At 69.4% G+C, this 19,387-nt stretch carries 18 protein-coding genes; 3 read left to right on the top strand and 15 right to left on the bottom strand.

Annotation, left to right across the window (positions count from 1 at the left end; genetic code table 11):
• Positions 1-10: 10 nt before the first annotated feature.
• From uca to urtA, 7 genes are all read right to left on the bottom strand, one after another.
• Entirely contained in the window at positions 11-3,586 is a 3,576-nt protein-coding gene (gene uca, locus O1R50_RS10835; protein WP_270110040.1) for an urea carboxylase, read from the bottom strand.
• A 30-nt stretch (positions 3,587-3,616) separates the two neighbouring features.
• Positions 3,617-4,315, bottom strand: a complete 699-nt coding sequence (locus tag O1R50_RS10830) for a GntR family transcriptional regulator (RefSeq protein ID WP_270110039.1) — start codon at positions 4,313-4,315, stop codon at positions 3,617-3,619.
• A gap of 8 nt (positions 4,316-4,323) precedes the next feature.
• Positions 4,324-5,013, bottom strand: a complete 690-nt coding sequence (gene urtE, locus O1R50_RS10825; RefSeq protein WP_270110038.1) for an urea ABC transporter ATP-binding subunit UrtE — start codon at positions 5,011-5,013, stop codon at positions 4,324-4,326.
• Entirely contained in the window at positions 4,997-5,761 is a 765-nt protein-coding gene (urtD, locus tag O1R50_RS10820) for an urea ABC transporter ATP-binding protein UrtD (protein ID WP_270110037.1), read from the bottom strand. The genes urtE and urtD overlap by 17 nt, the downstream gene beginning before the upstream one ends.
• Positions 5,758-6,834, bottom strand: coding sequence for an urea ABC transporter permease subunit UrtC (gene urtC, locus O1R50_RS10815; RefSeq protein ID WP_270110035.1), 1,077 nt, complete (start codon positions 6,832-6,834; stop codon positions 5,758-5,760). Before urtC ends, urtD begins: the two co-directional genes overlap by 4 nt.
• Positions 6,831-7,715: an urea ABC transporter permease subunit UrtB gene (gene urtB / locus O1R50_RS10810; protein WP_270110034.1), complete on the bottom strand. Its 885-nt coding sequence runs from the start codon at positions 7,713-7,715 to the stop codon at positions 6,831-6,833. The genes urtC and urtB overlap by 4 nt, the downstream gene beginning before the upstream one ends.
• Positions 7,716-7,776: 61 nt before the next feature.
• Positions 7,777-9,048 carry an urea ABC transporter substrate-binding protein gene (gene urtA, locus O1R50_RS10805; protein WP_270110033.1) on the bottom strand — a complete coding sequence of 424 codons (1,272 nt, stop codon included), beginning with the start codon at positions 9,046-9,048 and terminating at the stop codon, positions 7,777-7,779.
• A 342-nt stretch (positions 9,049-9,390) separates the two neighbouring features.
• Here urtA and O1R50_RS10800 point away from each other — a divergent pair, with 342 nt between their 5' ends.
• On the top strand, positions 9,391-9,810 hold the full coding sequence (locus O1R50_RS10800) for a peptidase inhibitor family I36 protein (protein ID WP_270110032.1): 420 nt from the start codon (positions 9,391-9,393) through the stop codon (positions 9,808-9,810).
• A gap of 87 nt (positions 9,811-9,897) precedes the next feature.
• Here O1R50_RS10800 and O1R50_RS10795 read toward each other — a convergent pair whose 3' ends face one another.
• Both O1R50_RS10795 and O1R50_RS10790 read right to left on the bottom strand, forming a co-directional pair.
• Positions 9,898-10,341: a hypothetical protein gene (locus tag O1R50_RS10795; protein WP_270110031.1), complete on the bottom strand. Its 444-nt coding sequence runs from the start codon at positions 10,339-10,341 to the stop codon at positions 9,898-9,900.
• Between the two features lie 72 nt (positions 10,342-10,413).
• Positions 10,414-11,229 (bottom strand): class I SAM-dependent methyltransferase, encoded by an 816-nt coding sequence (locus tag O1R50_RS10790; RefSeq protein ID WP_270110030.1) that lies wholly within the window; start codon positions 11,227-11,229, stop codon positions 10,414-10,416.
• A 205-nt stretch (positions 11,230-11,434) separates the two neighbouring features.
• Here O1R50_RS10790 and O1R50_RS10785 point away from each other — a divergent pair, with 205 nt between their 5' ends.
• Together O1R50_RS10785 and O1R50_RS10780 are read left to right on the top strand one after the other, a co-directional pair.
• Complete coding sequence (locus O1R50_RS10785; protein WP_270110029.1) at positions 11,435-12,454, top strand: phosphotransferase enzyme family protein; 1,020 nt, start codon at positions 11,435-11,437, stop codon at positions 12,452-12,454.
• 136 nt (positions 12,455-12,590) lie between these two features.
• Positions 12,591-13,151 carry a hypothetical protein gene (locus O1R50_RS10780; RefSeq protein WP_270110028.1) on the top strand — a complete coding sequence of 187 codons (561 nt, stop codon included), beginning with the start codon at positions 12,591-12,593 and terminating at the stop codon, positions 13,149-13,151.
• A gap of 8 nt (positions 13,152-13,159) precedes the next feature.
• Here the strand turns inward: O1R50_RS10780 and O1R50_RS10775 are convergent, their stop codons facing one another.
• The 6 genes from O1R50_RS10775 to O1R50_RS10750 all read right to left on the bottom strand — a co-directional run bounded on the left by O1R50_RS10775 (position 13,160) and on the right by O1R50_RS10750 (position 19,359).
• On the bottom strand, positions 13,160-14,494 hold the full coding sequence (locus O1R50_RS10775; protein ID WP_270110027.1) for a jacalin-like lectin: 1,335 nt from the start codon (positions 14,492-14,494) through the stop codon (positions 13,160-13,162).
• 128 nt (positions 14,495-14,622) lie between these two features.
• Positions 14,623-14,976: a DoxX family protein gene (locus tag O1R50_RS10770; protein ID WP_270110026.1), complete on the bottom strand. Its 354-nt coding sequence runs from the start codon at positions 14,974-14,976 to the stop codon at positions 14,623-14,625.
• A gap of 11 nt (positions 14,977-14,987) precedes the next feature.
• Positions 14,988-15,653, bottom strand: coding sequence for an NAD(P)-dependent oxidoreductase (locus O1R50_RS10765; RefSeq protein WP_270110024.1), 666 nt, complete (start codon positions 15,651-15,653; stop codon positions 14,988-14,990).
• A gap of 85 nt (positions 15,654-15,738) precedes the next feature.
• A complete protein-coding gene (gene sigJ / locus O1R50_RS10760; RefSeq protein ID WP_270110023.1) occupies positions 15,739-16,626 on the bottom strand; it encodes an RNA polymerase sigma factor SigJ in 888 nt (295 codons plus the stop codon).
• Between the two features lie 171 nt (positions 16,627-16,797).
• On the bottom strand, positions 16,798-18,507 hold the full coding sequence (locus O1R50_RS10755; RefSeq protein ID WP_270110022.1) for a DUF2264 domain-containing protein: 1,710 nt from the start codon (positions 18,505-18,507) through the stop codon (positions 16,798-16,800).
• Positions 18,508-18,663: 156 nt separating this feature from the next.
• A complete protein-coding gene (locus O1R50_RS10750; RefSeq protein WP_270110020.1) occupies positions 18,664-19,359 on the bottom strand; it encodes a DedA family protein in 696 nt (231 codons plus the stop codon).
• Between the last annotated feature and the right edge of the window lie 28 nt (positions 19,360-19,387).

Here is a 19,387-nt window from a genome sequence, read left to right as displayed (position 1 = left end):
CCACTGTCGCTTACGCGCCTGCGATGACGAGCAGGGGCGTGCCGGGCGCGGCCTGGGCGCCGGGCCGGGCGAGCACGCGGGTGACGGTGCCCGAGCGGCCGGCGGCCACGGGCATCTCCAGTTTCATCGCTTCGAGGACGACGACGGTGTCTTCGGCGGCCACGGTGTCGCCTTCGGCGACGTTGACGCGCCACACGCTGGCGGCCATCGGCGCTTCGATGAGCGTCTCGCCCGGTTCGAGCGCGATCGTCTCGCCGCTGCTGGGCGCGGGTTCAGTGTGGTCGCGGTCGAATTCGCCGGCATCGGCCCACCGGCGCCGTTCGGCCTCGAACGCCGCGGCCTGCCGCGACTGGAACGCCCCGATCTCGACCGCGTTGTCGGCCAACAGCTTCCGGTAGTCAGCGTAGGCGAACCGGCCCGGCCGGATGTCGATCTGCGCCCGCCCGGCGGCGAGTTCCCGGCGGGTCTCGGCCAGCTCCTCCTCGGAGACCCGCTCGAACACGACGCGGTCGAAGAACCGCAGCAGCCACGGCAGCCCGTCCTGGAACGACGCCAGGTCCCGCAGGCCCGCCCAGATCGGGGCCGTGCGCCCGACCAGCTGGTACCCGCCGGGCGAGTCCATGCCGTAAATGCACATATAGGATCCGCCGATCCCGACGGTCCCCTCGGCGGTCCAGGTCCGGGCCGGGTTGTACTTGGTGGTGACCAGCCGGTGCCTCGGGTCGACGGGAACGGCCGCGGGCGCACCGAGGTACACGTCGCCCAAACCCAGGACGAGCCATTCGGCGCTGGTGGCGATCGCGGCGACGTCCTCGACCGAGTCGAGCCCGTTGATGCGGCGGATGAACTCGATGTTGGAGGGGTTGAACAGCGCATCGTCGCGCACGTTCGTCGAGTAGCGGGCGATGGCTTCGTCGACGACCGTGTCGTTCCACGAGATCGGCAGCCGCACCTCGCGCGAGGGCACGGTCATGTCCGCGATGTCGGGCAGGTCCTGCTCCAACTCGACCAGCAGCCCCGTCAATCGCCGGATCGGCAGCACCTCCGGGTCCACATGCAAGTGGAGGGAGCGCACCCCGGGAGTGGTGTCGATGAGCCCGGCCGGATTCGCGGCCGCGAGCGCGTCCATGAGCGCCCCGACCCGCATCCGCAGGCCGAGGTCGAGGTGCATCGGCCCGTACTCGAGGAGGACCGCGTCATCCCCCGCCCGCCGGTAGGCGACCGCCGGCCGCTCCTCCCCCGCCTCGATCTGGGCGAGCGTCGCCGTATCGTCCTTCGCGCCGACCAGCGCGACAGGTGCGGCGACCGGGTCGGCGCGCAGCCGATCCGCCTCGTCCTCGCTGACGGGCAGGAACCGGACGGCGTCGCCGGGCCGCAGCTGCCCCAGCTTCCACCGGTCCGAAGTGGTCACCGTGAACGGGCACGCGAACCCGCCCAGGCTCGGCCCGTCCGGGCCCAGCAGGGCAGGCGTATCCCCGGTGAAGTTCACCGTGCCGACCGAGTACGGATTGTCGTGCAGGTTCGAGGGGTGCAGCCCGGCCTCACCGCCGTCCGTCCGCGCCCACTCGGGCCGCGGCCCGTCCAACCGCACCCCCGACCGTCCAGCATGGACCTGCACCGACCAGTCGGCGGCGTAGATCCGCTCCATGTCCTCGACCGTGAAATAGTGCGGCGCCGGCTGCGGCCCCGGCGTCACCGCGAGCGTCCACGCATGCCCGAACTCCGGCCGCTCACCCACCGGCACCGCTACCGCATCCCCGTGGCCCGCGCCGGCCGGGACCAGGCGGTCGCCGACACGCAGCTGGTCGCCGGTGTAACCGCCGATGCGGCCGGGCGGGAACGTGGAAGCGGACCCGAGGAACGTCGGGACGTCAAGGCCCCCTTGGAAGAGCACATACGTACGGGCCCCCGCGCCACTGATAGCGCCGACGGCGAGCACGCCACCGGCGGGCACCTCGATCGGCTCCCACTGCGACACCGGCGCCCCGTCGAGCGTCACCGGCGCGGGCGCACCCGTGACGCACACCGTGACCGGCACACCGAACCGCAAAGTCGGCCCGGCGATCGTGCACTCGAGGCCCGGGACCCCTTCAGGGTTGCCCAGAGCCCGGTTGCCCAGCCGGAACGAATAGTCGTCCATCGGCCCCGACGGCGGCACCCCGACCTGCCAGTACCCGATCCGGCCCGGAAAGTCCTGCACCGTGGTCAGCACCCCCGCGGCGATCACGTCGATGCGCGGCGACACGTCGCGGATCGACGCCACCGTGCCAGTGTCGTGCGCAACCGCCGCGACCCGCGCATCGACCGCCGCGGCCTGCAACTGGCCGAGATTGGTGTGCACGCCCTCGATCCTGGTCTCGCCCAACGCAACAGCCAGCGCAGCCCACGCCCGCTCACGGGTCTCGCCCGCCGTGATGATCTTGGCCAGCATCGGGTCGTAGGCCGCCGGGACATCCAGACCCCGCTCCACCCACGTGTCCACCCGCGCCCCCTCAGGCAGATCCACACAGGTCAGCAGACCCGCCGACGGGAGATGGCCCCGCGCCGGATCCTCGGCGTAGACCCGCGCCTCCACCGCCGCACCGACGACCGCCGGACCCGAATCAGGCACACCCGCAAGAAACCCCGTATCGCCAGCGGCGGCCCGGATCATCCACTCCACCAAGTCGATCCCCAGGACCTGCTCCGTGACCGGATGCTCGACCTGCAGACGCGTGTTGAACTCCAGGAACGACACCTGTTCGCGTTCGGCGTCGTAGATGAACTCCACCGTCCCCGCCGACCGGTACTTCGCCGCGCCCGCGAGCGCCCTCGCCGCCGCATGCATCCGCACCCGCACCGCATCCGGCAACCCCGGAGCAGGAGCCTCCTCGATGACCTTCTGATGACGCCGCTGCAACGTGCAGTCCCGATCGGACAGACTCACCACACGCCCCTCCCCGTCACCGAAGACCTGCACCTCGACATGCCGAGCACGCCGCACATACTGCTCGAGGTAGACCGCGTCGTCACCGAAGTTGTCCACCGCCAAGCGCCTCACCGTCGCGAACACCTCAGCGAGCTCCGCCGCGGACTCGGCAACACGCATCCCGATCCCACCGCCACCCGCCGACGCCTTCACGATCACCGGGAAACCGACCCCAGCCGCCGCGGCAACCGCCGCCTCCACCGAGTCCAAAGCCGCCGTCCCCGCCGCGAGCGGCACCCCCGCAGCCGTCGCGGCCCCCCGCGCAGCCACCTTGTCGCCGAACAACTCGAGGTGCTCAGGCGACGGGCCGATGAACACCAGCCCCGCCTCCGCGACACGCCGCGCGAAATCCGCGTTCTCGGCCAGGAACCCATACCCCGGATGGATCGCCTGCGCACCGGTGTCCTTCGCCGCCGACAAGATCGCATCCACGTTCAAATACGACTCCGCAGGCGCCGCCGGACCCACGCACACCGCCGCATCAGCGTCCCGCACATGCAGCGACGCCGCATCCGCCTCCGAATAGACCGCGACCGTGCTGACACCGAGCCGGCGGGCGGTGCGCGTGATGCGCCTGGAAATCTCGCCGCGATTGGCGATCAAGATACGGTCGAACACGACAGGACTCACTCTCAAAGAACCAGGGGATTAAGGACGGACGGCATTCGCCAGATGCGCCCACGTCAACGCCGCCTCAGCACGACCGACCACGATCGACCGCGACGTCTCGATATGCCGGGTGAGAATCGCCGTCGCCTCCTCATACCGGCCCTCCAAAGCACCCTCAGCGATCGCGATGTGCTCACCGATCGTGTCGGCCATCCGCTCAGCCGTGAAGTAATCGAACATCCGCGCCGGCCGGATCCGGTTGTTCACCACCTTCAGCGACTCCGCGAGCTGCGGATTCCCCGACGCCGCCAGCAGCGTCAGGTGGTAGCGCTCGTCGGACTCGACGAATCCGGCGTCCGGTCCCGGCGGCGCCTCCCGCAACCGGTACCAGCGCTCCAGCTCCGGGCCCAGCAGATCCCGGTCATGCCGGATCTCCGGGTCAGCCGCCGCCCGAGCCAGTCCCCGCAGTTCAAGGGTCAAACGAACCTCGTACAGATCATGCAACTGGTCGATCCTCGGCCGGTAGGGATACAGGCCGTCCACCTCGCGCGACACGAGCCCGTCGGCTGAAAGTCGGCTCAACGCCTCCCGCACGGGCGTCCGCGAGACACCGTAGTTCCCCGCGAGACGCTCTTCACCAAGCCGCTTCCCCGGCTCGTACTTTCCCGCCATCAAGTCCGCCCGCAACGCCACATACACCCGCGCAGCGAGGGGACCCTCCATTTCAGGCAACGCCATGAACCCGCTCATATGGCCATCGCCTCCCGAACCCGTTCCACCGCACCGCTGCCCGCCTCGCCCTGGGAGGCGACCCGGCCCGACCGCAGCACCGTGAACCGCGACGCGGCCTGCAACGCGAATCCGAGATGCTGCTCGACCAGGAGCACCGACAACCCGCCCTTGGCCAGGTCCACGATCGCCCCTTCGATCTCGGCGACCACGTTCGGCTGGATCCCCTCCGTCGGCTCGTCCAGGATCAGCAACCGCGGCTCCGTGATCAGCGCACGCGCGATCGCCAACTGCTGCCGCTGACCGCCCGAAAGCAGCCCGGCCTGCCGGGACAGCAGCCCCCGCAACGCCGGAAACCGATCCAACTGCGCATCCACGAGCGCCCTGCCGCTCTTGCGGCCGTCCGCCACCAAACGCAGATTCTCACCCGCAGTCAAATGCGCAAAGCATTGCTGCCCTTGGGGAACATAGGCCATACCGGCCCTCACACGCCTGTTCGCCGGCTTCCGGTTGATCGCCTCCCCATCGAACTCGATCGTCCCCGACATGACCGGGACAAGACCCACGACGGCACGCAGCAACGTCGTCTTCCCCGCCCCGTTATGACCCATCACCGCAGTGACCTCATCAGCGCCGACCTCCAGATCGACACCGTGCACCACAGCAGAGCGACCGTACCCGCACGTCAGATTACGCAGTCGCAGCATCAGCGACCTCCTGCTCCTGTACCGAACCCAGATACACCGCTTGGACACGCGGATCACCCGAAACCTCATCCACCGTCCCCGCCGCCAGCACCGCCCCGGCATGCAAGACGGTGACCCGGGACGCGAAGGCCCGCATGAAATCCATGTCATGCTCGACCACCGCAACCGCCCGCGTCGCCGCGATGTCATGCAGCAACCGCCCCGTCCGATCGCGCTCCTCATGCCCCATACCGGCGATCGGCTCGTCCAGCAGCAGCACATCGGCATCACCCACCAGCAGCATCCCGATCTCCAGCCACTGCTTCTGCCCGTGCGCGAGCACCCCCGCCGCCGTCTCGGCCTGACCGTCCAGGCCGATCTGCTCCATCACCGCCACCACCTGATCGGGCAGATGCCGGCGCTGGCGGAGGAGGTGCCAGGGGGAGCGTCCGGATCCGGCGGCGATGTCGAGGTTCTGGGCGACGGTGAGGTGTTCGAAGACGGTGGCGGTCTGGAAGGTGCGGCCGATGCCTTTGCGGGCGATGTGGTGGACTTTCTTGCCGCGCAGTTCCGTGCCGTCTTTGGTGACGGAGCCGGTGTAGCGGGTGAGGCCGGTGATGGCGTCGACGAGGGTGGTCTTGCCGGCGCCGTTGGGGCCGATGAGGAAGTGGACTTCGCCGCTGTCGAGGGTCAGGTCGACGCCGTTGACGGCTTTGAAGCCGTCGAATTCGACTTCGATGTTCGTGCACGTGAGTGCTGCCTGGTTCATGCTGGGGCCTCCGCGGTGACCGGTTCCCTGCGGAACCGCTTGGTGGCGGCGGCGATCGAGGCGATGCCGCCGGGGAGCAGGGCGATGACGACGATGAACAGCAGTCCTTGGGCGTAGGTCCAGGCGGACGGGAACTGCTCGGAGAGGGCGGACTGGGCGAGGGCGACGGCCAGCGCGCCGATGACGGGGCCGATGAGGCTTCCTCGGCCGCCGATGGCGACGCCGAGGATGAACATGATGGAGGGCACGATCCCGATGTTGGCCGGGGAGATGATGCCGACGATGGGGACGAAGATCGCTCCGGCGACGGCGGCGAACAGTGCGGCCGCAGCGTAGGCGACGACTTTGATGTTGGCGGCGTCGTAGCCGAGGAAGCGGACGCGTTCTTCGGCGTCGCGGACGGCGACGAGCAGTTCGCCGTAGCGGGAGCGGCGCAGTTGCAGTGCGACGGCGAGGACGACGAGGAGGATCCCGGCGGCGATGAAGTACAGCATCTGCTGGTTGATCGGGTCGTCGAGGTTGTAGCCGAAGAAGTACCGGAACCGGGAGAGGCCGTTGAACCCGCCCATGGACTGCTGTCCGATGAGGAGGATCGCGAAGGCGCCGGCGAGGGCTTGGGAGAGGATCGCGAAGTAGGCGCCCTTGACGCGGCGTTTGAACACCGCGAACCCGAGGAGGACCGCGAAGGCGGTGGGGAGGATGAGGATCGCCGCGATCGTGAACGCCGGGGACGCGAACGGCACCCAGTACGCCGGGATTTCGCGGATGCCGGCGAGTTCCATGAAGTCGGGGACCGAGCCGGGCCCATTGCGGAATTCGGCGTCGGCCATCTTCATGTGCATGGCCATGAGGTAGGCGCCCATGCCGAAGAACACGCCTTGGCCGAGGGTGAGCATCCCGCCGCGGCCCCAGGCGAGGCCGATGCCGACGGCGACGATCGCGTAGCACAGGAATTGGGCGAGGAGCCCGAGCCGGAATCCCGACAGCAGCAGGGGCGCGGCGCCGAAGAGGACGAGCGCGGCGGCGGCGAACCCGGTCCACGTCCCGGCGCGGCCGGTGAGGAACTTGCTCATGCGAGGCTCCTTGTCCGCAGCGTGAACAGGCCTTGGGGCCGCAGCTGCAGGAAGACGACGATGACGACGAACACGCCCACTTTCGCCAGCGACGCGGTCGAATACGTCTCGAACACGGCCTGGAACGTCCCCAGTGCGATCGCCGCGACCACGGCGCCTTTGATGCGGCCCATGCCGCCCGCGACCACGACGAGGAACGCGTCGACCAGATAGGACTGGCCGGTGGTCGGGCTCGTCGCCCCGATGAGCGTCAACGCCACACCGGCGACGCCGGCGAGCCCCGAGCCGATGAAGAACGTCCCCGCATCGACGGCCCGCGAGGAGATCCCGGCCGTCTCGGCCAGGTCCCGGTTGCCGACCACGGCTCTGATGCGCCGGCCGGCCGGGGTGAACCGGAGGACGAGGGTCACCGCGGCGACCGCGGCGATCGCGAGCGCCAGGATGAACAGGCGCGTCTTCGGCACCGCCGTGCCGAGCAGGTCGACACCGCCGCGCAGGAACTGCGGCACCGTCACGTTCACGGCGGGAGCCCCGAACACGTCCCGCGCGACCTGCTGCAGCACCAGGCCGACCCCGAAGGTGACCAGGAGCGTGTCGAGCGGCCGGTGGTAGAGGTGCCGGATGAGCAGGGTCTCGAGGATGAGGCCCATGGCCCCGCCGACGAGGAACCCGGTGGGGAGGGCGATCAGGAGGGACACCCCGGCGTCGCCGACGACCTGCTGCGTCACGTAGGCCGTGTAGCAGCCCGCCATGATGAACTCGCCGTGCGCCATGTTGATCACGCCCATCTGGCCGTACGTGAGCGAGAGGCCCAGCGCCGCCAGCAGCAGGATCGAGCCGGTGCTCAGACCGGTGAACAACTGCCCTACGAGAAGGTCCACGGTGTCTCCTTCCTGATCGCCTATCACGGCGATGCTTGCAAGCCGTACATGTGCAAAGTGGTTACTCGGTCACCTTGAGGTCGGCGGCCCAGTCGTAGCCCTCGAGGAACGGGTCCGGCTCGATCGGGCCCTCGGACTCCCACACCGTGTACAGCAGCCCGTCGGCGCTGATCTGCCCGATCCGCGCGGTCTTGGTCACGTGGTGGTTGTCGCCGTCGATCACGACGGTGCCCTCAGGACTGGCGAAAGAGACCCCGTCAGCGGCGGCTTGGAGGTCCTCCACCGCGAAGGATTCGGCCTTCTCGACGGTGGCGGCCCACAGGTACACGGAGTTGTACGCGGCCTCCATCGGGTCGGAGGTGACCCGCTCGGCCCCGTACTCGGCCTTGAACGCCTCCACGAAGGTCGTGTTCTCGGGCGACTCGACCGTCTGGTAGTAGTTCCATGCCGCCAGCTGGCCCTCGATGTTCTCCACACCGATGCCGCCGACCTCCTCCTCGGCGATCGAGACGCTCATGACCGGCATCTCCTCGGCGGTCAGGCCGACGTTGGCGTATTCGCGGAAGAACGCCACGTTCGAGTCGCCGTTGAGGGTGTTGAACACGGCGTCCGCACCGGAGGCGTTGACCTGGTTGACGATCGTGGAGAACTCCACTGAGCCCAGCTGCGCGTAGTCCTCGCCGACGATCTCGATGCCCTTGTCGGCCGCGTAGGCGTTGATGATCGCGTTCGCCGTCCGGGGGAAGACGTAGTCGGAGCCGACGAGGTACAGCGACTTCACGCCGGTCTCGGCCAGGTAGTCCAGGGCGGGGATGATCTGCTGGTTGGTCGTCGCCCCGGTGTAGAAGATGTTCTCGGAGGCTTCCAGGCCCTCGTACTGGACCGGGTAGTACAGCAGCGAGTCGTTGTCCTCGAACACCGGCAGCATCGCCTTGCGCGACGCCGACGTCCAACCGCCGAACACGGCGGCGACGCAGTCCTCGCGGATCAGCTTCTCCGCCTTCTCGGCGAACACCGTCGGCTCGGAGGCGCCGTCCTCGGCGACGATCTCGATCTGCTTGCCCTGCACGCCGCCTGCGGCGTTGATCTCTTCGACGGCCAGGTAGATCGCGTCGCGGACCGTGGTCTCGGAAATGGACATCGTGCCGGACAGGGAGTTGAGCGCCCCGACCTTGACCGTGTCGCCCGACGTGTCCACGCAGGACTCGGCGGCCGCCGTCTCCTCTCCCGCCCGCGAACCGCACGCGGCGGTCAGGGCGAGCGCGGTGACGGCGGCGGAGGCGGTGAAGGTACGGGCGACATCTCGGGCTCTGAACTTGAAACGCTGTGGCATGCGGTGATCGACCTTTCGCGGGGTGAGCGTCCCGGTTCGACGGGGACCGGGCCTGTAAGGGGTTCCGCCGCAGGCAGCGGCGGTGTACAGGTGCGTATACAGCGTCGTATCCGCTATGGGTACAAGCTAAGTGCGCGATGTTTCACTGCCGTTCACGTCAAGAACGACCGTATGAACTCCCGTTGCGGGGACGTAAAAAAGTGCGCACCGTCACCGAACGCGCAAGCGAGACCGGTGATCCGCAAACCAGCGGAAATCGACGCGCTCGACGCGATGACACCGCTCCCAAATATCGATATGCTTGACTAGCAAAGCAACTCGCGACCAAAGGAGCAACCGCGCATGCGCAAGCACCCCAAGGCCACCGACGCGACTTCCCTCCCCCGCAAGCGAACCCCCGCCGTCCTCCTCGCACTCACCGCAACCGCACTCCTCGCCACCGCCAGCCCCGCCGCAGCCTCCACCTCGGACACCACCAGCACCGGCGACTGCCCCTTCACCGAGACCCTCTGCCTCTTCGAAGGCCCCGGCTTCACCGGCGAACGCTTCACCGTCAGCTCACTCGTCGAACCCGGCACCTGCGTCAGCCTCGTCGACCACGGCTGGGCCGGCCGCGTCAACTCCGCCATCAACACCCACACCTCCAGCGCCGCCCTCTTCGCCAACGACGACTGCGTCGGCGGCCCCTACCAAGTCCCCGGCTCCAGCTCCATCACCGACCTCGGAGGATTCGAACCCCTGAGCCTCTGGGTCGCCGGATAACCGCCACGACCAAACGGGGCCACCGCTTTCGCGGTGGCCCCGACCCGTTCAGCAGCAGCGAAGCAGCCCCCCACCCACCCCAGAGCGCTAAAGGCGCTCATACGTGAGGTCGAAGTCCTTGCGCCAGGTCACACCCGCATCGTCCGAAGCCTCCCAGCGCCCGAGAATCCGGTCCTGCTCGACGACGTCGGCGATGAAACGCTGATGGAAGTCCGGATCCTTGCGAGACATCGTCCATCGCCCGTCCCCGAAGGTCATCGCGAACTCGCGGCACACGCCCCGGTCGTCCTCATAGAGCGCCACGAAGCGGTCGTTCGCATCGCTCCGCCCCAGCACGTTCCGCAACTCCGAATGCTCATGCCCGCCCCCGCCGAACCTCGTGTGCACCAGCAACATCGACTCCCCGAGCCACTTGACGCTCGTCTCGCCCGGCACCGCCGTCCCCGGCGGTTCGATGAACCAGGCGTCGGAGATCGTCGTCCGCCATTCCCCGACCAGGACGCCGAGCTTCGCCATTTCGGTATTGCGCATCGTTGCCTCCGAACAGGTCGACCACCTGCGATCCTAACGGGCCCAGACTGCGCGTGTCCCGGTCGAGAGGCGCTAGCCCTTCGCGCCCCGGCATTCGAGGATCCCGCCGTGGCTGGTGATCCGCAGAACGTCTTGCTGCTCGAAGTGCTCGCCCAACCGTCGCTCGATCTCGCCCATGAGCCGCTCGAAGTCCTCCGGCGGCAGACCGATGAAGTCCTCTTCAGACCGGAACGCGGCGACCAGCGGCCCCGGCTCGGGCAGCTCGATGACACCGGGCAGGTCGTGCAGCACGACCCTGTCGAAACGCTCGGCCAGCATCGACTGGGCGGTCTCCAGCGAAAACCGCTCCAGGAGCGCCGAGAGCGTCAGCCGCACTTCGGCTCCCAGCACGGCCTTCGCCGCGTCCTGCCAGATCGGGACGTACTCAGCCTTGTCGTCCGAGGCGTTCGTGGAGACGAACAGGACCCCGCCGGGAGCGAGCACCCGCTGCAGCTCGTCGAGCGCGGCCGGGATGTCGGGCACGTGGTAGAGCATGTGCATCGCGAGCACCACGTCTGCCGAACCGTCCTCGAACGGCAAGTCCGCGACATCCGCGACCACCGTCGGCTCCGCGACGGACTCGAGGATGCCCGAAGCGAGGTCGACACCGATCACCTCCGCACCGGGGAAGGCCTCGCGCAGCCGCGCGGTGTAGCGGCCGTTGCCGCACCCGACGTCGAGCACCCGCTTCGGCTCGCCCGTGAGGTTCGCGCTGACGACACCGGGCAGGTCGTAGGCGGGGGTCTTGTAAGCGAAGATCCCCTGGCGCGCGGCGAGACCGTCGCCGCTCCGGTAATTGCCGACCTGCTGGAACCGCTCGTCGGTGGTCTGTCCTGAAGCGCTGTGCATCGCTCGGTCCTTCCGCGTTCCCGTCGAGCCCGTCAACCTCATGGGCCTGCTTTCCCGTGCGAGTACTAGACGCGCAGCCCCGCGTCCCGGTTGCGCCTGCGGGGCAATCGCATTCCGGCCCTTCGATACCCGATTGCGCCCGAGCTGCCAGTCTGCTGTGATCACTCCACCCCGCACCGACCGGTGCACCACCGAAGGAGCCCGCGTGCCGCCCACCGCCTACGCCGACACGGCCAGGACCGCCGCCGAAACCGCCCTGCTCGAATACGACCTGCCCGGACCGGTCACCATCGAACCGATCCGACTGCTCAACAACGCGGTCTTCGCCGTGACAACCGCAAACAGCCGCTACGCCCTCCGAGTCCACCGCCCCAACTACCGCCTCCCCGCCCACACCCGATCAGAACTGGCCTTCCTCGACGCGATCCATGAACCCCTGGCCGAAACCGGAGTCCGCATCCCCAAACCCGTGTCGACCAAAAACAGCGCACTGTCGGTCGCGGTCCCCCTGCCCGCAGCCGACGAACCCCGAACCGTCCACTGCGACCTGCTCACCTGGGTCGACGGCCGCGTACGCCGCCCCGAATCCGGCCTCGGCCCCCGCGGCGTACACCAGATCGGCCGCGCCCTGGCACACCTCCACCAGGCGGCCGAAACCTTCACCCCACCCGATGACTTCCACCTGCCCACCTGGGACGCCCCAGCGCTGTTCACCGAGGACTCCCCGCACCGCCCCGGCCCCCTCCACGACCTGCTGGACACCGAAGACCGCAAACTCTTCGACACCGTCGCCGACCGCACCACCGAGATCTTCCACCGCCTCGGCAACGGCCCCGACACGTACGGGATCGTCCACCACGACTTCATCCTCCTCAACTGCCACACCACGCGCACCTCGCACGGCTGGAACGTCGGCGTGATCGACTTCGACGACAGCGGCTGGGGCCACTACCTCGCCGATCTCGGACCCATCCTCGGCAACCTCAGCGACTACCCCCACTTCCGACGATTGCGAACCGCATTCCTGGCCGGGTACCGGTCGGTGCGCCCACTGCCGCCCGAACTAGAGGCGCACCTGCCCGTGCTCATGGCCGCCCGCCATGCGGCCCAATGCCTCTGGGCGGCCGGCCTGGTCCACAGCAACGGCAGCACAGAACTCGACACGGCCGAACACATCGCCTACCGAATGCGGGAAGTGCGCCGCTGCCTGGCGATGGACGCCTGACCACGAGCGCTCGGGCCGACCCCGATGCGGCAACCCGCCAGTGGCGCTGGCGCAATAGGATCAGCTCGGTCGTGCCCGCCCGCACCGCTGCCCGTGAAGGCCGGTCGTGCGCCCTGCTTTGGAGGTTCGGAGCCCCTTGTCGACATTCGTGAAGGGCCTCGCCTGGACGGTCGCGTTCCTGTCGGGAGTCGCGACCATCTTCGCCCTGTTCGGCGGCCAGCAGTGGCTGGAGCAGCAGGGCTGGACCCTCGCCCCCAGCACCGACCCGGACATCAACGCGGTCGAGCAGACCACCGAAGCCACCTCCGATACGAGCCAGGCCACCGAAATTGAAAGCGCCGAACAGGAAAGCACCGACGACAACGACACCGCGCAAGCACCCGAGTTCACCTTTGCGAGCCTGCGCGCCTGGTCCGACGAGGTTTTCGCCAACCTGCTCTGGGGCATCGCGGCCGTCGGCTGCTCGATGCTCGTCGCCGGGTCGGCGGGCGCGCTCGTCTCCGCCGCCCAGATCCCGATCAGCTACTTCGTCGCGTTCCTCCAGTGGGTCCTCGCCATCGCCTGCGTCGCTGCCGTCATCCTCATGGGCTTCCTGCTCCACGGCGCTGACCCCGGATACCTCGTCTGGTTCTGCGTGCTGACCGGGATCAGCGCCCCTCTGGGATTCATGGTCCACGACATCGCCGAGTACGGCTAGACGCCCGTTCAGCGGCGCGTGCAGACCACGCCGACCTTGTCGAGAGCCGCGCCCGCCCGACCGTGGAAACCGGCGATCTGCCAGCCCGCCGGCGCCGTGAACGTCGCGCACTCGCCCGTCGCCGTACCGCCTTCGAGCGTGCGGCCGGCGCTGGTCGTGAAGCGGGCGTAGAAGATCCGCGTGCGGCCGTCATGCTGAGCCTGGCAGACGCGAAGGGCGACCGGGTACTCCCCCGCCGCCAGCGTCAGTTCACGCACGGTGCCGCCGCTGCCGCCATGATCGAGCACGGTGCCGTCCGCAAGTGTCGCGCCGATCGAGTCGACCCGCTCCCCCGCGCGCAGGCGCAGCACGCGGGCCGAGTCGCCCGCGTCGAGGTCGTCCACATCGGTGAAGAAGTCGCCGTGCGGCCCCCCGAGCTGGTCGCTGAGCGCGAAGTCGCCGCCGGTGCTCCAGGAGAAGTCCACCGCGATCGGATAGTGGTCCGAGAGGTTCTCGCCCGCGTCGTTCCTGAAGGCGGCATGGTCGTTGCGGTAGGTGCCCGCGTCGAGCTTGACGTGGTCGCCGGAACGGTAGAGGACCTTGTCGACCACCTCGCAGGTCGCATCCACGGTCGCGTCCTGGCAGGTCAGGGCAGGATCGCCCGCGTTCGGGGCGTCCCCGCCGCGGATCAGCTCCACCCAGGCGTCCGTGAGGCCGCTGCCCGCCGCGAACTCGGCGATGCCGTCGCCGCGCGTGTAGCGGGTGTTGGTGTCGCCGTAGACGATCACCGCGTTCCCGGCCGAGTGCGTGGCCATGAACGCCGAGACCTGCGCCAGGTTCTTCTCGCGGGCCGCGATGTCGGCCGCTTCACTCCCGGCGTCGGTGTGGAGGTTGTACAGGTCGACCCACACGCCCTCGGCGAGGCGGGCGCGCATGAACGTGAAGCCCTTGGGTGTCAGGCAGTCGCCCGAACCGGAGGAGCAGTCGTTCCACTTGACGCGCTCGAAGTCCTCGAACGGCAGGTCGGACAACGTGTTGAGGCCGTCGCCGAAGGGGACGCCGCCGCTGGTGGCCGTCCGGTGCGGATGGTCGTCGGCCGCGTACAGCGCCGCGTGGTAGTTGAAGTCCTCCTGGACGTGCACGATGTCGTAGGAGCCCAGGCGGGAACCGATGATCGGCGTGTTCGTCTCGGGGTCGCCATCGCCGAGCCCGAGCGGCAGGCCCGCGATGTTGTAGGAGAGGACGGAGAGATCGCCGCTGATCGCGGCGTCCTGCGCCTCGACCCGTTCGGGAGCGGCGGCGAGGGTGAGGGCGGCGAGCGAGGTCAGCGCGGTGAGCGCCGCCAGGCGGGGCGGGAGGTGCATGTGACTCCAGTGGTCTTGCGGCCGAGGGGTCTCGGCTTCGGTTATGGCGCAATCAGATTGCCCGAATAATGCGAAATGTTCAAGACTGCCGGAAGAACCCCGCTCCGCCTGGCGGTGAACGCTCGCGCTCACACGGCCAGGCCGAGCGCCAGCAGCGCGATCGAGGAGGCCAGGAACGTGAACGTCCCGAAAGTCTCCTTCGGCCAGAAGTTCGCGAGCACGTGCGTGTGGACCGCGCAGGTCCAGAACAGGACCAGGCCGGCGGCCGCGGCCGTGCCGACCAGGGGGAACGCCGGGCCGAGCAGGAGGCCGAGCCCGCCGGCGGCCTTGAGGACGCCGATCGGGAAGACGAGCATCGACTGCGGCACGTGCGCGCCGTCCATGAGCGGCAGGATGACCTTCAGTCGGACCATCGCGCCGATGCCCGAACCGAGGTTGAGGACGCCGAACGTGATCGCGAGGACGAGAGCGAGCGTGGACATGGGATTGCTCCTTAGTAAGCGGTGGTGATGTGGGTGCGCGAGGCGCGCGGGTCGGTGATCGCGGCGAGCATCGCGTGAGCGACGTCGGCGCGGGAGATCTTGAGCGCCAAGGGAAGGCTGGTGCCGTAGGCGACCTGGTAGACGCCGGTGCGCGGGCCGTCCGTGAGGCGCGGCGGACGCACCGAGGTCCAGTCGAGGCCGCTCTCCTCCAGCAGCTCCTCCATCGCGGCGACGTCGCTCATGTGCGTGCCCATCGCGCTCCGCAGGATCGGGAGCATCACGTAGTTCAGGAACGGGCCCGCGCCCGGTTCGCGGCGCGGCGGGTGCGGCCGGGCCGCGGTCGGGACGGTGGCGAGGCCGATGCCGCTCACCGCGAGCAGCCGCCGCGACCCCGCCGCCTGCATCGCCGCGATGATGCGCGCGGTACCGGGAGCGACGATGCCGGTCTCGGCCTTGGCGCGCGGCCCGAGGCAGGACAGGACCGCGTCCGCCCCGGCCACGGCCGCGACGAGCGCTTCGGTGACCGGCTCGGTGAGGTCGACGGCCACGGCCGGAATGCTGCTGTCGATTCTGGACAGATCGCGGGCTACGGCGGTGACGTCGTGGCCCGCTTCGAGCGCTTGGGCGAGTACGGCGCGGCCGACCCCGCCCGTCGCTGCGATGACGGTGAGCTTCATGGGTTTCCTCGGATTCGCGCCTGATCGGCGCACGGTGGCGGGAGCCGCGACCGGCGGTCCGGCACGGCGACTACTCGATCTGCTTTCAGTGCAGGGTGGTGAGCTTCTCGGGGTTCGTGACCGCGTAGACCGCGGCGACCCGGTCCCCCTCGGGCGCGAGCTCGAGCATGAGCACGCCGACGACGCGCCCCTCGCGCACCATCAGTGCCGAAGGCGAGCCGTTCACGGGCCGGAACTCGATCGCCAGCCCTTCGGAGCGGCGGAACGTGCGACCCACCAGCAGGGCGGCGATGCGATCGGCCCCGTGCATGGGCCGGGGCCCGGCCGCCGGACCGATGCCGCCGCCGTCGCAGTTGAGCACCACCTCGGGCGACATGAGCCCGAGCAGCGCGTCGAGGTCCCCGCCCGCGACGGCGGCCATGAACCGCTCCGTGACCTGCCGGTGCACCGCAGGGTCCACCGCGAACCTGGGGCGGCGGGCTTGCACATGCGACCGGGCGCGGTGGGCGAGCTGCCGCACCGACGCGGGCGAGCGCCCCAGCAGCTCGGCGATCTCCCCGTGCGCGTACCCGAAGACCTCGGCCAGCACGAACACCGCCCGCTCGGCCGGAGTCAGCGATTCGAGGACCACCATGAGCGCCAAGGACACCGACTCGGCCCGCAACGCGGGATCGGCGGCGTCCGGCGCCGTCTCGGTCATCACCGGCTCGGGCAGCCACGGCCCGATGTACGTCTCGCGGCGGCGCTTCACGGCCTCCTGGCGGGCGATCGCGGCATTGATCGCCACCCGCACCAGATAGGCCCGGGCGTGCTCGATCGGCGCGCCGTGCGAACGGCGCTCCCAGGCGAGCCAGACGTCCTGGAGCACGTCCTCGGTGTCGGCGACGGTGCCCAGCATCCCGTAGACGATGCCGAACAGCAGCTCGCGGTGCTCGGCGAACACCGCTGCCGGCGGATCAGGTACTGCGTTCACGGCGGCCCTCCTCAAGGGTTCTCGGCCAGTTGCATTCCAAGAGCCGAACAGGGCCGCCGTTTGTGACACCCGAATCGCGATCGTGACCGGGCTCGCAGTCGTTCTTTTGGTGAGAGCGCGGCGAAGCCGCGCACGATTCAGTGTTTTTTGTCTGTTTATTAAGAGGAGGTTTTAAACCTCGGTGCCGATATATATCAGAGATTTCAGGACGTGTTTGCCTGGTTCAAGGACGCCCCTGAGCACCGGTAGGACGGTGCTGGGCCAGTACAGGTGGGTGCCGTTCATCGGTTCGATGAGCGCCGCCTGCCTGCCGCCGCTTTGATGCGCACTGACGCCGTCGATGATCTCCGAGCGGATCCCCTGGCTGACCACTACGGCTTTCGTCTCGTCGACTTCGGCGATGTGCCCGGGCCGAGGTACGCACCAGCCGCCCTCCCCGGTGTGGAGGGTCCGCTCGGTCTCGATCACGTGGACCCGCGCGTGCCAGCCGTCGACGGCCGCTTCGAGGGAGGTCGTCACCGTGACGTCCTCCCAAGGCTGCCAAGCGATCGTGAGTACGCCGTTCGCGTCGATCGTGCCTTCGTCGGAGTCCTCGCGGCCGCGCCAGTGGCGCCCGTCCTCGGAGAGCATCAGCGCCCCGTCCGGCACCGCGAACTCCAGGCCCGGACCGGGCGTCGAGTGCGAGAAGCCCGCCAGCGTCGAGTACGCGAACTTGCTGTAGGCCTCCTGACCCCCGCGGGCCCACGGGTGCCAGGCCTGCCCGTTCAGGCGCGTCACGTGGCCGCCCCGGTCACGCACGTGGACCGCGCGAGCCGCCTTGTGCGGCTCCACGACCGGCTCCGGCACCGCCGCGTCAGCGGTCCAGAAGGGATGGTCGGCCGGAGCGAGGAGTCCAGTGAAGATCTTCGTGGCCCACCACGGCGAACCGGCCGTCAGGTACTGCTCCACCACCGCGTCGTTGGGGTAGGCGTAGCCGACGGTGAGGCGCCCTTCGGGGTCGAGGATCGGGCGCTGCCACCACCAGTCGAGATGGCGGCGCGCGAACCCCGCGGCCTCGGCCCACGGCACCGCCTCCACGTCGGCGGCCGCCAGAGCGCTCCACATGGAGCCCTGCGCGAACCGGTAGCCGAGGCTGCGCCCGTAGGGGACGGCGGCGCCGTCGGCGGCGAACCAGGAGCGGAACTTGCGGGCGAACGCGGCGGCGTTGGCCACGAACCGGTCGTCGCCGCAGAGCTTGTAGTGCAGCAGCGCGTAGGTGTGGAACGCGAACGGGTTGTAGTAGTCCACGCGCCCGCCGGGACCGTCCTCGAAGACCGAGGTGCCGAGGGCGAACTCCCCCATGCGGTCGAGGTGGCCGGTGGTCACGGCCCGGTCGTGCTCGATGCCGAGACGCCTGAGCCCGTGACCGACGAAGACCGGGAAGTAGTGCCAGTTGGTGTCGGCCACCGGCGCTGTGTAAGCGGCGGTCAGCCAGGCGGCGACGTTGTCCTTCGCCTTGGCGTCCAAGGGCTCCCAGAGCTTCTCGGGAGCGAGGGCGAAGGTCCAGCCGACGGCGGCGGACTCGACGACGCGCTGCCCGCCGTTCTGGACGTCGCCCACATACCACGGATCGGCGGGGTCGAGGGCCCGCGCGAGGGCGGTGGCGATGCCGGCCCACAGGTCGGCGGGGACGGTGTCCTTGGCGGCGGCCAGGCCCCACAGGGGCCGGGTCAGCAGCTCGAACCAGTTCTCGACGTGCGTGTGGTTGGACATGGTGACCGGCATGGCCTCGGGGCCCTGGACCGCCAGGTCGGCGGCGGGCTTCCCGATCGCGAGCGCGGCCGAGGCCCACCCGGTGCGGCTGTGGTCAAGCGGTCCGAAGATGCGCTGCGGTGAAGTCACGCTGGCAGACGCTATCAATGCCGTCCGGATACGGCAAGGGGTCCCGGTGGGGCCGGTGCCGGAGCGGCGGTTTCGCGGCCGGTGGGCGTGTGGAGCGGCTTGCCGGGCCCGGGATGGGCCCAGTGCCATGTCACATGTGGCATGGCACTGGGCGGTTCAGGCAGCGCGGGCGGTCGTGCCGCTCGCGTCGTCCGGAGTGTCGCGGGGTACGGGGAGCGCGGTGTCGGGTGCGGCCGCGATCGGGAGGACTGCGGCGTCGGGGACGCTGCCGGGCAGGTCGGGGTGGGTCCGCTGCCAGCGGCGGGCCAGCCAGCCGAGGAACAGGCCTACGGCCGCCATGGTGACGACGGATCCGATGAGGGACTGCAGTCCTGGCCCGGCGATCCACGCGATCGTGAGGCCGAGGCTCACCGAGTACACCGCCCACAGGGCCCCGCCGAGGGCGGCCATGCGCGCGTACGGGGGCTTGGCGGTGCCGGCCGCCGCCCACGCCAGCGCGGTGCGTCCGGCGGGCAGGAACCGGGCGACCATCGTCGTCCGGTACGGGTGGTCGCTGATGGTGCGCTGCAGGAGGGTTTCGAGTTTGGCGACGGTGCCGGTCACGAGGCCGCGCACCGCGCGCGGGCTGCGGCGGGCGAGTCCCGTTCGCAGCGATCGGAAGAGCCGGTAGCCGAGGAATTCGCCGAGCCAGGAGGCGACGGCGGCGCCGACGAGCAGCACTCCGATGAGGATCGGGTTGCCGAAGACGAGTCCGGCGGCGGCGGTCACGAGCGTCGCGCTCGGAAGCATCGGGACGAAGAAGTCCGCGACCACCATGCCGATGAGGATGAGCATCGCCCAGAAGAAGACCATGAAGGGTCCCCCGTTCGCCGATTGCCGG

This window comes from Glycomyces luteolus, from assembly GCF_027622875.1.
In the GTDB taxonomy this organism is placed as follows: Bacteria; Actinomycetota; Actinomycetes; order Mycobacteriales; family Micromonosporaceae; genus Glycomyces; species Glycomyces luteolus.
This window is presented reverse-complemented; position numbering and strand designations above follow the sequence as displayed.